12 protein-coding genes are annotated in these 12305 nt (G+C 60.3%); 2 read left to right on the top strand and 10 right to left on the bottom strand.

All coding sequences use genetic code 11. The annotated features are described in order from the left end of the window. Nucleotides 1–79 precede the first annotated feature (79 nt). The 3 genes from QO002_RS23955 to QO002_RS23945 all read right to left on the bottom strand — a co-directional run bounded on the left by QO002_RS23955 (nt 80) and on the right by QO002_RS23945 (nt 2739). Complete coding sequence (locus QO002_RS23955) at nt 80–580, bottom strand: tripartite tricarboxylate transporter TctB family protein (RefSeq protein WP_307234549.1); 501 nt, start codon at nt 578–580, stop codon at nt 80–82. A 67-nt stretch (nt 581–647) separates the two neighbouring features. Continuing rightward, nucleotides 648–1637, bottom strand: a complete 990-nt coding sequence (locus QO002_RS23950) for a tripartite tricarboxylate transporter substrate binding protein (protein ID WP_307234546.1) — start codon at nt 1635–1637, stop codon at nt 648–650. Nucleotides 1638–1707: 70 nt separating this feature from the next. Next, nucleotides 1708–2739 carry a 4-hydroxythreonine-4-phosphate dehydrogenase PdxA gene (locus tag QO002_RS23945; RefSeq protein WP_307234544.1) on the bottom strand — a complete coding sequence of 344 codons (1032 nt, stop codon included), beginning with the start codon at nt 2737–2739 and terminating at the stop codon, nt 1708–1710. Nucleotides 2740–2911: 172 nt separating this feature from the next. On the opposite strand from QO002_RS23945, the gene QO002_RS23940 reads away from it, so the two are divergent. Next, the gene (locus QO002_RS23940) at nt 2912–3601 is read left to right on the top strand and encodes a GntR family transcriptional regulator (RefSeq protein WP_307234542.1); all 690 of its coding nucleotides are present in this window, start codon (nt 2912–2914) and stop codon (nt 3599–3601) included. A 161-nt stretch (nt 3602–3762) separates the two neighbouring features. Here QO002_RS23940 and QO002_RS23935 read toward each other — a convergent pair whose 3' ends face one another. The 6 genes from QO002_RS23935 to QO002_RS23910 all read right to left on the bottom strand — a co-directional run bounded on the left by QO002_RS23935 (nt 3763) and on the right by QO002_RS23910 (nt 10554). Beyond that, on the bottom strand, nt 3763–5073 hold the full coding sequence (locus tag QO002_RS23935; RefSeq protein ID WP_307234540.1) for an extracellular solute-binding protein: 1311 nt from the start codon (nt 5071–5073) through the stop codon (nt 3763–3765). A gap of 80 nt (nt 5074–5153) precedes the next feature. Next, nucleotides 5154–6005, bottom strand: coding sequence for a carbohydrate ABC transporter permease (locus QO002_RS23930; RefSeq protein WP_307234538.1), 852 nt, complete (start codon nt 6003–6005; stop codon nt 5154–5156). Further along, on the bottom strand, nt 6002–6883 hold the full coding sequence (locus tag QO002_RS23925; RefSeq protein ID WP_307234536.1) for a carbohydrate ABC transporter permease: 882 nt from the start codon (nt 6881–6883) through the stop codon (nt 6002–6004). The genes QO002_RS23930 and QO002_RS23925 overlap by 4 nt, the downstream gene beginning before the upstream one ends. Before the next feature lies 1 nt (nt 6884). Then, nucleotides 6885–7982 (bottom strand): ABC transporter ATP-binding protein, encoded by a 1098-nt coding sequence (locus tag QO002_RS23920; protein ID WP_307234534.1) that lies wholly within the window; start codon nt 7980–7982, stop codon nt 6885–6887. Nucleotides 7983–8008: 26 nt separating this feature from the next. Next, nucleotides 8009–9517: an arabinosylfuranosidase ArfA gene (arfA, locus tag QO002_RS23915; RefSeq protein WP_307234532.1), complete on the bottom strand. Its 1509-nt coding sequence runs from the start codon at nt 9515–9517 to the stop codon at nt 8009–8011. A gap of 116 nt (nt 9518–9633) precedes the next feature. After that, nucleotides 9634–10554: an ArsR/SmtB family transcription factor gene (locus tag QO002_RS23910; protein ID WP_307234530.1), complete on the bottom strand. Its 921-nt coding sequence runs from the start codon at nt 10552–10554 to the stop codon at nt 9634–9636. A gap of 253 nt (nt 10555–10807) precedes the next feature. Between QO002_RS23910 and QO002_RS23905 the strand changes: the two genes are divergently transcribed. Beyond that, entirely contained in the window at nt 10808–11584 is a 777-nt protein-coding gene (locus QO002_RS23905; protein ID WP_307234528.1) for a siderophore-interacting protein, read from the top strand. Between the two features lie 117 nt (nt 11585–11701). Here the strand turns inward: QO002_RS23905 and QO002_RS23900 are convergent, their stop codons facing one another. Continuing rightward, entirely contained in the window at nt 11702–12283 is a 582-nt protein-coding gene (locus QO002_RS23900) for a TetR/AcrR family transcriptional regulator (RefSeq protein WP_307234526.1), read from the bottom strand. Nucleotides 12284–12305 lie beyond the last annotated feature (22 nt).

Below are 12305 nucleotides of genomic sequence, written 5' to 3'. Positions count from 1 at the left end.
CCCTTTGTTTCGACGCGGGATGCCGGAGACCGCGCACACCTTCCGGCATCCCGCTTTAAAGACTTGAAGCCGGGCGGGATCAGTAAATCCCGAACCACGCCTCGACCGGGCCTTTCAGGAGCGGAACCTTGAAGCCGATTTCAAAGATGACGAAGAAGAGCGCCGAGACGGCGATGCCGCTTGGCAGGCCGATCCACCACTTGTATTTGCCCTGCAGCGTCATCGCGCCGGCGATGTAAAATGCCGTGCCGATATAGAGGCCGAGGAAGGTGGAGACCGCCGCAAAAGCAAGAAGCGGCAGGAAGAACGTGAGGACGGCCTTGAAGCGTTCCGTTTCGACGAAAATGGCGCCGCTGCCGCGATGCTTGACGAAAGCGCTGACGAGATTGGCGAGACTGCCAAGAATGATCAGCAGGCCGATATAGAAGGGGAAATAACCCGCATCCGGCCCCATTTCCGTCCAGCCCATGCCGGCCTCGCGCGAACCGAAGCAGACGGCGACGCCGAAGGCGCCGGTCAGAAGCGCTATGGCAATTTCCATGGAGAACCGGGACACGCCCTTGTTGCTGCTCTCGCTCATCGCTCAAACCTTTCCGATGGGGAAGCGGGCGCCGTCATGGCGCCCGCGAAGAACCTTGGGAGGAGGTTCAGTTTGCGAGCCAACCTTCGCGCTTCAAAACTTCCGAAACCGAAGCCTGGTCCTTCTTGATGAAGTCCGTCAACTGCGGTCCGTTCATGAAGTTTGCTGACTGCGAGGTGTCGGCGAGGTATTTCGCCCATTCCGGCGTCTCAGAGACCTTCTTCAGGACGCCAGCGTAGAAATCAACGACGTCCTGGTCGACGCCGGCCGGCAGCCAGACGGTGCGCGGCATGGAGTAGCTCTCGATGGCGATGCCGCTATCCTTGCAGGTCGGAATATCGCTCCAGCCCTGATCGCCGGCGACCTTGGCGTCGTTCTTAAGCTTCTCCGACTTGAAGACGCAGAGCGGTTTGACCATGCTGGCCTGCCACTGGCCGAGGTTTTCGCTCGGGTTGTTGACGTTGGCGGCGATGTGTTCGCCGGCCAGCTGCACGGCTGCTTCACCGCCGCTCTTGAAGGGGATGTAGCCGAGCTTGCTGCCGGTCGCGTCATTGATCATCGAGGTGAGGATCTGGTCGACGTCCTTCGACTGGCTGCCGCCAACCTTCATGTCAGCCGATTCCTTGGCCTTGGCGACGAAATCCGCTGCAGTCTTGAATTCGGACTTGCCGTTGACCCACAGGATGAATTCATCAGCGGCGAGCGAAGCGACCGGGGTCAGGTCTTCCGACTTGTAAGGAACCTTGGCGCGGATCGGCAGGAGATAGGCGTTGTTGGTGCCGAAGGCGAGCTTGTAGGCATCGCCATTGTAGCCGGCCGCGTAGACGAAGCCCTCGGCGCCACCGGCGCTGCCCTTGTTGGTGACGACGACCGGGGCCTTCATCAGCTCGTACTTGCCGATGATCGACTGGATCGTGCGGGCGAAGATATCCGTGCCGCCGCCGGGGCCGGCGGTGACGACGAATTCGACTGGGCGATCCGGCTCGAAAGCCATGGCCGGGGCGGCAAAGCCGAATGCGGCTGCCATGATGCATGCGATGGAAACTGAGTTTTTCATTTTCACTCCTCCGTTTTGAATGAACGGCATGGCCCTCCGCCATGCCGGTAGCGACAGAAATCGATGGAATTCAGGCCGCGGCCTGGGCAGCGCTCCTTTTGGCCATGCGGGCTGCGAGCAGGATGGCCTCGCGGCTGGCGCCGGCATCGGCGATGCCCTTGCCAGCAATGTCATAGGCGGTGCCGTGGGCAGGCGTGCAGAGCGCGAAGGGCAGGCCGCCCATCATCGTCACGCCCTTGTCGAAGCCCATGAGCTTCATCGCGATCTGGCCCTGGTCGTGATACATGGTGAGGACGGCGTGATAGCCTTCCTTCAGCGCGCGCAGGAACACCGTGTCCGCTGGGAACGGACCTTCGACCTCCCAGCCGCGCTGGCGGGCGAACTGCACGGCGGGCTCGATGATATCGATCTCTTCCATGCCGAAGCTGCCGCCATCGCCGGCATGTGGGTTGAGGCCCGCAACCGCGATGCGCGGATTGGCGTGGCCGGCAGCGATCAGGCACTGACGGGTCAGCTCGATTTCCGCAAGGATGCCATCGACCGAGAGATGCGCGGCCACGTCCTTCAGCGGGATATGAGAGGAAACGCGGGCGTTCCAGACTTTTTCCAGAACGTTGAATTCACGAACCTTGCCGGTGAAGCCGATCACGTCGGCCACGAAACGAATTTCGTCGTCGTAGCCCGGATAGGCAAAGCGCATCGCCTGCTTGTTGAACGGCGTGAAGCAGACGGCCTGGGTTCGACCGGCGTTTGCAAGCTCGAGCGCCGCGCGAAAATTGCGGGTGGCGAACGTGCCGCCAGCAAGCGTTGCCTCGCCGCGCTGGACGTCGGCCGGATCGAGATGGCCGAGATCGATGAAGACGTGGCGGCTGGTGCCAGTACGTTCGAAATTCTCAAGCGAAGCCGATGCGAGATCCAGTTCCAGACCGGCGCAGGCAGCCCCTTCGTCGAGGATGCGACGATCGCCGATCACGACGAGATGCGCGGTGTCGCTGATGTCATCCATCGAGAGAAGACGGGCCGTCAGCTCAGGGCTGATGCCGGCCGGGTCGCCCATGGCGAGCGCGATTACGGGGCGCACGTCGTTGGCGCTCTGGGTCATGGTGAAAGTCCTCCGCTTCCTGTCTTGGGAGCTGTCATACGCCATTCAAAATTCTGCATCAAGTCTTTTGTATTCTGTATGCAGCATTTTTTGTTGACCCTAAATCCGTCAAAGGTCATGGTTCGTCAACCGGGCGATTCAGCACGGATGGGGAAGGAACAGGTTTTTCAACATGGACGAGACTTCAACTTTGCAACGCCGTCCCGAAGGTTCCGGTCACGGACCGATCCGGCGCACCGCGTTGCACGACACGCTCGTCAACCATCTGCGCGACATGATCATCGAGGGGGAGCTGGAGCCCGGCACCCGCCTGCATGAAGGCCAGCTCGGCGAACAGCTCGGCGTTTCCCGCACGCCGTTGCGGGAGGCGATCAAATATCTGGCGAGCGAGGGGCTGGTGGAACTCGTTCCGAGCCGCGGCGCGGTGGTCAAGCGTTTCAGCGCCAAGGATGTCAGGGATATGCTGACGGTGCTGCGCACGCTGGAGGAACTGGCGGGCAAGCTCGCCTGCGAGGTCGCGAGCGACAACGAGATCGCCCATGTGCGTGCTCTCCACGATGAAATGATCGACCGCTACCGGGCCGGCGACCGGCTGCAATATTACAAGCTCAACCAGGATATCCACACGGCGATCGTGCGCCTGTCACAAAACGCTTCGCTCGCGGATATCCACATCATGCTGCAGACCCGGCTGAAGCGCATCCGGTTCATCGGCCACGAAGGTCCGGAAAAATGGTCGGCCGCGGTTGCCGAGCATGAAGAGATGATTACGGCACTGGAAGCCCGCGACAAGGATCGGCTTTCGGAGGTTCTCGGCCGGCATCTCTTCAATGCATGGGATCGGGTGCGGGATTCTCTTTAAAGTCTGGATACTCACCCAGCGGATACGCTCACGGCGTGGCTGCGCGGTGAGTTTTTGCACGCCGCCCTTGTCTCGAAGTTACGCGCGAAGTCATCAAAACAAATCGGGGCGCGGAGACCGAAGTCCCCACGCCCCACTCTGGGAGGTTGTTTGTCGCCTAATTAGATATTGGCGAGCAGGTCGTTGATGCGGCTTTCCGCGCTGGTCAGGGCTTCATCGACTGTCTTGTCGCCATTCACAGCTGCGCCGACTTCTTCGCCGATGATGTCCTGGATGGCAAACTGGCGCTGGACGGCGCCCGGCAGCGAGCGGCCGGTCTGGGCGATCTCCGCGATGTTTTCACGATGCGGCAGCGCCTTGAATTCTGGCTTGTCGAAGACGGCCTTGACGGCCGGCAGGTGACCGGTGCGGGCCCATTCGTAGTCGTTGTCAGCCAGGAACTTGAAGAGCTTGCCGATGGCTTCCGTCTGTTCCGGCGTACGATCCTTGTGCGGCATGACCCAGCTGTGTCCATCGGCATAGGTGCTGTCCTGGCCCGGATAGAGCTGCGGGACCGGATAGACGGTGTAGCCCTTGGAAAGGGCGGTGCCGTGCTTCTCCGACTGGGCGACGAAATCGCCGATCAGCCAGGTGCCGTTGACGGCGATGCCACCATCGCCATTGGTGAAGGCTGTGACAGCTGCCGCATAGTCGAGACCGGTGGTGGTCAGGCCTTCGTCCTTGATCTTCTTCATCAGTTCGACGACGTTCTTGGCTTCCGGCGTGTTGAGCACGATCTTGGTCGGATCGGCGAAGAAGTCCGACTTCTGCTGCTGCAGCATCGTGTAGAGAATACGGGCGTAGGCAGCAGTTTCGTTGGCAAGGATCTGGACGAGATACGGCTTGCCGGTCTTTTCCTTGAACTGCTTGCCCTGGGCAATCAGTTCATCGACGGACTTCGGCAGGATCGGCGTGCCGTCAGCGTTGACGAGGCCAGCTTCCTTCATCAGGTTCAGGTTGACGTGGAAGAGCATGGTCCAGTTGTCGAAGGGCAGGCCGTAGAGCTTGCCTTCCTTGGTGACGCCACCGCGGGCAGCATCGGTGAAGCTGTCGGGCGAGATGCCCTGGGCCGCCAGAACGTCATCGACCGGATCGATCAGGCCGCGCGACTGGTAGTCGGAGATCGCGGAATAGTGCATCGACACGACGTCCGGTGCGGCGCCAGACGCCATCTGGGCGTTGAGCTGGTCGTAGCCCGGCCATTCGACAGTGGTGACGTTGACGTCGATATCCGGATTGTCAGCCTCGAACTTGTTGACCAGCGAGGTGATGATGCCGCATTCGCCGACGGCCTTGGACACGTCGGTGACGGAACCGTAATCGGCGTCACAGGCGCCGAAGAAGCGCTGCAGCTCGATCTTCGTCTGGGCGTGCGCCGAGGTGGCGCAGGTCAGCGCAATCAGGGCTGCGGTGCTGAGTAGAAAACGTCTCATGGTATATCTCTCCCTTTGAAGGGGCTCCTAGCCCCTGGTTGAAACCTGCTGTGGCCAATCCCTCCCGGCCGCAGCAGCAGTCACTTCACAGCACCACCCGAAACCGCGGTGACGATATGGCGCTGGAAAATCACGTAGACGATCAGAACCGGCAGGCTGGCAAAGACCGCCTGGGCGCTGAGGAAACCAAGCCCTTCGCTCTGGGCGAAGTTGGTCTGGGATGAGGCAATGCCGATTGTGAGCGTGAACATCTCCTTTTTCGTCGCGGAGATCAGCGGCCACCAGTAGTCGTTCCAGGCATGCAGGAAGGTGAAGATGCCAAGCGTTGCCTGGGCCGGCAGCGTCAGTGGCAGGAGCACCTTCCAGAAGATGCGCAGCGGCGAGGCATTGTCCAGCAACGCGGCTTCGTCGATTTCCTTCGGGATCGCCTTGAAGAACTGGGTCATCAGGAAGACGCCGAAGGCGGCCGACAGATCCGGCAGGATCAGGCCGATATAGGAGTTGTGCAGGCCGAACCAGTTGAACATCTGGTGGCGGGCGATGATGACCGCCTGTTCCGGCACGGCAAGACCAAAGAGCACGATAACGAAGATCGTCTTGCGGAACGGAAACTCGAGGCGGGCAAAGGCATAACCGGCAAGCGACGACAGGATGAGAACCCCGGCCGTCTGGCCGATCGCCACGACCAGACTGTTGAAGAACCAGCCGAAGGCCTGCGACGAGTAGATGATGTTGAGGTAGTTGACGAGCGTGTAGGGGAACTCGAATACGGATTCCGTTCCGAGCATCAGCTCCTTGTTGTCCTTGATCGACAGGCCGACGAGCCAGGCGACGGGTGCCATCATCACGATCGAGAGAATGATGGCGATCGTCAGCAGCGTACGGTTGCCGGTCAGGGCTTCGGGACGGTAGGTTGTTTGATCGGTGCTCATTCGGAGGCCTCCGACTTGCGGGTCGAGACCACATATTGAGCCATCGCCGCCACGAGAATGATGAGGAACAGGAACTCGGAAGCTGCTGCGGCCTTGCCGACATCCCAGCGGACGAAGCCCACTTCGTAGATGTACATGACGAGCGGACGGGACGTGCCGTTCGGTCCGCCATTGGTCATGATCTGAGCTTGGCCGAACAGCTGGAACTGCATGACGATCTGGATGATCGTGACCAGCATGATCGTGCGGGCAATCGAGGGCAGGGTGACGCGGACCAGAACACGCCAGGGGCTGGCATTGTCGAGCGCTGCTGCTTCGTAGAGATCATTCGGGATCTGCTGCAAAGCGGCGAGAAACAGCATCATCGGCAGCCCGAGGCACCACCAGACGGTGGCGACGCCGACCGAAAACAGCGACCAGCCGCTTGTCGAGAGGAAGTTGACCGGCTCTATCCCGAACTGTTCGGAAAACACCGCCAGCAGGCCATCGCCGGGAATGAAGACGAAACGCCAGATCAGCGTTACGATCGTTACCGAAAGAACTGAAGACGAGAAGAACAGTCCGCGCAGGAATGACGTTGTTCGTGTCGTCTTGTTCAGTGCCAGCGCAAGAAACAGGCCGAGCACCACCAGTGAGGGAACGCTGACCAGCACGAAGATGACGGAATTGCGCAGCGCCTGCAGGAAGACCGGATCGGCCAGAACGCGGGCATAGTTGCCGAGGCCGACGAAGCGGCCGGGGCCGAAGAGATCGACCTTGTGGAGGCTCAGCCAGATGCCCCAGATAAGCGGGAAGACCAGCAGCACGACGAAGAAGCATAGATACGGGAGAACGAAAAGGCCGTTGCTCCACTGGCTGCGGCGATAGCTCTCGGCCATGTCAATCGCCCTCCGAGTGGTGGGCGATGCCGGCGGCGTCGAAAAGATGGATTGCGGTGGTGTCGAGGGCAATCTGAAGGGTGTCGCCGTTGCGGGCCTCGCTGCGTCCGTCTGTCTCGGCCGTCAGCTTCGTGCCGTCGGCCAGCTGGCCGTAGATCAGCGTGCGGTCACCGAGGCGTTCGACGACTTCAGCCTTGAGCGGAATTCCTGCCTGACCGGCCGGCAACACGACCACATCCTCTGCGCGGATACCGAGACTTGCACCATCAGGTGTAAAGCTGGATGGCAGGCGGAAGGCGGCATGGATATCGCCAAGGCCGCTTGTCCGGACAGTCAGCGTGTTGCCGTTGTCGGTCACGGTCTTTAGCGGCACGAAGTTCATGGCCGGCGATCCGACGAAACCTGCGACGAACCTGCTTGCGGGGCGGCGATAGATTTCCATCGGCGTGCCGATCTGCTCGATCTTCTTGTTGTGCATGATGACGATGCGGTCGGCGAGCGTCATCGCTTCCACCTGATCGTGCGTCACGAAGATCATCGTGCTACCGAGGCGGCCGTGAAGCTGGGCGAGTTCCAGCCGGGTGCGGCCACGAAGTGCGGCGTCAAGGTTCGAGAGCGGCTCGTCGAACAGGAAGGCCTTTGGCTCCTTGACGATGGCGCGGCCGATGGCCACGCGCTGGCGCTGGCCACCGGAAAGCTTTGCCGGCTTGCGTTCGAGAAGATGGGCGATTTCGAGCGTTGCCGCGGCTTGGCTGACGCGGCGCTCGATTTCAGTCTTCGGAAGGCCGATGTTTTCGAGGCCGAACGACATGTTCTGGGCGACCGTCATATGCGGATAGAGTGCATAGGACTGGAAAACCATGGCGACGCCGCGTTTGCCGGGCGGCAATGTATCGACGCGCTGGCCAGCCACCGAGATCGTGCCGTTGGTCACGTCCTCCAGACCCGCGATCATCCGCAGAAGCGTGGACTTGCCGCAGCCCGAAGGGCCGAGGAAGACGACGAACTCGCCGGCCGCAATGGACAACGAAATGTCGTCCAGCACGGTGAGCGCGCCGTAGCGCTTGGTAACATTGGTGATTTCGATCGATGCCGACATGGTTTCTCCTCCCCGTCGTTGCCGTCTTATGCGCCGAGCCGGATCATCCGGTAACTCAGCGGCGCGATGGCGGCGACGAGATGGCTGTCGGTGACCGATGCGCCCGAACCATCGCGCGGCTCGATCGTTTCGGCCCCGGGCCCGTTGACGGCACGGAGGTCGTGACCTTCCATGACCTTGTCCATGATAACCTTGCGGTCGCCAAAGCCTTCGAGGGAGAGATCGAGATCGATCGCTTCCGTCTGGTGGCGGTTGACGATGAAGAAGGTGAGCGCGCCGTCGGTCTCGGTGACGACGGCGGAAACGTCGAGATAGGAGACGTTTTCGGCGAAGTCGGTGGAATAGCTCGGGCCATCCAGCGACAGGTTCAGCGCCGTGCCGCGACCATACTGGGAGGCGTAGGCGTAAGGGTAGAACGTCGTCTGGCGCCAGGCCGGGCCACCCGGAACGGTCATGATCGGGGCGATGACGTTCACGAGCTGCGCGAGGCAACCGACCTTCACCACATCCGAACGGCGGATGAAGGTGTTGAGGATGCAGCCGACCTGAAGGACGTCTTCAAAGTTATAGATGTCTTCGAGAAGTGCCGGGGCATGCGGCCAGCCGTCATTGCCTTCCAGAACCTTCCGGTCGGCTTCGCGGGAGTGATACCAGACGTTCCATTCGTCGAAGGAGATATAGACATCCTTCTTCGAGCGCTTCTTGGCCTTGGTATAGGTGATGACGCCGGCGATGGTGGCGATGTAATCGTCGAGGCGGGCGTTCTGGGCCAGATAATCAGCCGTGTTATCGGCATGATTGTCGAAATACATGTGCAGGCTGATGTAGTCGATGGAATCGTAAGTGTAGTCGAGAACGGTCGCCTCCCAGGCCGGATAGGTCGGCATCTTCGGCGACGACGAGCCGCAGACGACCAGTTCGATCGACTTGTCGAAGGCGCGCATGGCCTTGGCAGTCTCGAAGGCGATGCGGCCGTATTCTTCCGCCGTCTTCTGGCCGATCTGCCACGGGCCGTCCATCTCGTTGCCGAGGCACCACATCTTGACGTTCCAGGGCTCTTCGCGGCCGTTCTTGCGGCGAAGATCCGACCAGTAGCTGCCGCCGGGATGATTGACGTATTCGAGGAAGGCGCGGGCCGAATCCAGGCCGCGCGAGCCGAGATTGACGGCGAGCATCATGTCAGTGTTGGCGGCTTCAGCCCAATCGGCGAATTCGTGGATGCCGACATGGTTGCTCTCTGAGCTGTGCCATGCGAGGTCGAGGCGCACGGGGCGCTCTTCCTGCGGGCCGATGCCGTCTTCCCAGTTATAGGCTGATACAAAATTGCCACCGGGATAGCGTACGATCGGAACATCGGCTTCGCGAACGAGGTCGATGACGTCCTGGCGCATGCCGTTCTTGTCGGCGGTCGGATGATCCGGCTCGTAGATGCCCGAATAGACGGCGCGGCCGAGATGCTCGACGAAAGAGCCGTAAAGGCGTGGATCAATAGTACCGATAACGAAACCGCTGTGAACGGTGCCGGCTGCGCGCATGCTTACCTCCCTGTATATCTGAAAATCAGATATATATCCTTTTGTCGGGTACAATACACGCGATTGATCCGCGGTCAACCCGGTTTTGAGGCAATCGACTTCAGGAATGGGGATACTCAGGTGTGGAGGCGCAGGACGATATCCTGATCGTAATTGCCGAAGCCACGGCCGAAAATGTTGATTCCGCCGGGATGTTCAGCTGTTTCCGGCACTTCGATGCGCAGTCTGATCGAGCGGTGTTCGAGCAGGCTAAGATCGGCAAGGCTCGTATCAGAAATCCTGATTCCGTCGATAAACGTGCCGGTGTCGGTCACACGAAAATATTTGAGCACACCATACTGGCTGCCACGAAGCTTCCACCAGTCCGGGGTGTATTTCCCACGACGGTCGCCGAAGTCACCGGGGGAGGTCCAGGCGCCGATGCCGTGGCCGTTTATCGAGAGCGTGATGTCGGACGGCCAGTTGTCGGAGGTGCCGGGAACTTCTGAGGAAAGCTCCAATGCGATTTCCAGTTCCTTTACCTCGGCGCCCTTGATACGGGCGTTGTTGGGAAACTGGTATTCGACATATCCCCTTGTAAACCAAAGTAAACCTGCCTTCATGCGGTCGGGGGTAAGGAAGGTGTCAGGGCTGTCTAGATAGCCGATGATACCGTCACGCGAGCACATGCCGCAGGGGGCGGCGACCTCGTAGCCGCTATAGAGACCGACCGGCATGGCGACCTCGATCACCTCCTGGGCGGTCTTGGCCGGGCTTGCGAAGGAGAGCACGATTTCCTCGTGCACGGCGTGGCAGACCTTCTGGCTGCCCTTGCGCGCCTTGGAGACCTCGGTGCGGATCAGGCCTGCTTCTTCAAGCAAATTCAGATGGGTGGAGGTCGTCGATTGCGGCAGGTCCAGCGCTTCGGCGATATCGTTGACATTGAGCGGTCCGCGGGCATGCAGAAGCTCCAGCATGGACAGCCGCGCCGGGGCCGCCAGGCACTTCAGCACTTCCTTGCCATCCTCCGGGCCGATCATCAGAAATCGCGTACTCATGGTTCCTCCCCGGATGCGATATCGGATGTGTATCAGAAATTTTGATACGATCAATGCTTATTGAGGAAGAAGGGATATGCGCGGGATGGTCGGATGAAACCACGCCGACGTCGTTCACGAGAACGTGCAACAAATAATTCCGATATATCTTGATTTTCGATATATCGGAAAATATATGAGTTTTATAGTAATGTTTATAGAGCGGGTCGATGACGTCTGTCCACGGCGGCAAATCCGCAGAAGGAATTTGCAGATGAATGTTATGCAGGGTAGTCAAGTTGATCCCACGGGCGATCTCCCGCGTCTTGAGCGTTTTCGCCATGAGTTGAAGCGGCGCCAGTTGACGGTTGTGTCAACCGAGCGGCTGACGCCGAACATGATCCGCATTGCGCTCGGGGGTGAGGATCTGGCGGATTTTACGTCCTTGTCCGCAGGCGATCACGTTAAGATTTTCGTGCCGGACGGCGTCGGTGGAACCGCGATGCGCGACTACACGCCGCGACACTTCGATACGGCAAACCGAACGCTGGTCCTCGATTTTGCCGTGCACGATGCCGGCCCGGCGACCCGATGGGCTCTTGATGCCCGGGTGGGCGACGAAATCCAGATCGGCGGTCCGCGCGGATCTCTCGTCATCAGCGGGCCGATCCGCTCCTGGCTGCTGATCGGCGATGAAACAGCGCTTCCATCCATCGGCCGCCGCATCGAGGAAATGGCAGCGGGCACGCCGGTGACGAGCCTGGTCGGTATTCCGGGTGTCGAGGATGAGCAGGTCTTTGATACGAAGGCTGATGTGACGAGCCATTGGGTTCATCGCAAGGACCCGTCCGATGCCGCCGTTTTCATCGAAAGACTGCGCGATATCGCGATCGAGCCGCGCACTTTCGTCTGGGTTGCTGCCGAAGGTGCAGTGACACGGGCGATCCGTAGCTACCTCGTCGAAGAGCGCAAGCATCCGCTCGCCTGGCTTCGCGCCGCCGGTTACTGGGTGAGCGGCAAGGCGGATACGACCGAAAAATTCGAAGACTGATCTTCGAACGGGAATTCCCCTCTTCGTCATGCTTGGGTTTGACCCGAGCATCGTTCAGCCTTTCATGAGGGCAGCCTGAGATCCTCGGCTCGAGGCTCGAGGTTGACGTCGGGAGTGCTATTTTCTGCGCAAGCCGGCAATCAGGATATCGACGAGGCTGCGGGCGGATTGCCGCCAGTTCGGGCCGGCGCTGATATTCGAAACGCCGGCCAGTGCACGCAGGAGATCGAGCGGATCAATGTCGATTTCGATCTCGCCGCTTTCGACCGTGCGGCCGACCAAAAGATCAATGGCTTCCTTCGTCCGGGCGGCAGTGCCGGCAAAGAGTTCCGATGTTCCGCCGGCGAGCGAATTCAGGGCTTCGTACATGCCGTGTTTCGTAGCCATGTACTCGATGAAGAGCAGCATCCACTGTCGCAGCGCCTCAACGGGCGGTTCTGTTTCGGCAAGCGTTCGGGCAGCCCTGGCAAGCTGTTCGCTTTCGTTGTGATAAACGGCTTCGATCAAGGCGTCGCGGGTCGGAAAATGCCGGTAGAGCGTGCCGATGCCGACCCCCGCCCGTCGGGCAATTTCCTCAAGACTGGCCTGCGAGCCCTTTTCCGCGAAAATCGTCTTTGCGACATCGAGCAGGAGAAGACGGTTTCGTTCCGCATCGGCGCGCGGCTTTCGCGCGGCAGCACGCGTTATTTTTTCAGACACGTCGCAAACGCCTCTTGATAAA

It is taken from the genome of Pararhizobium capsulatum DSM 1112 (assembly GCF_030814475.1).
Taxonomy (GTDB): Bacteria; Pseudomonadota; Alphaproteobacteria; order Rhizobiales; family Rhizobiaceae; genus Pararhizobium; species Pararhizobium capsulatum.
The sequence above is the reverse complement of the archived record's forward strand: the minus strand, read 5'-3'. Positions and strand labels throughout refer to the sequence as shown.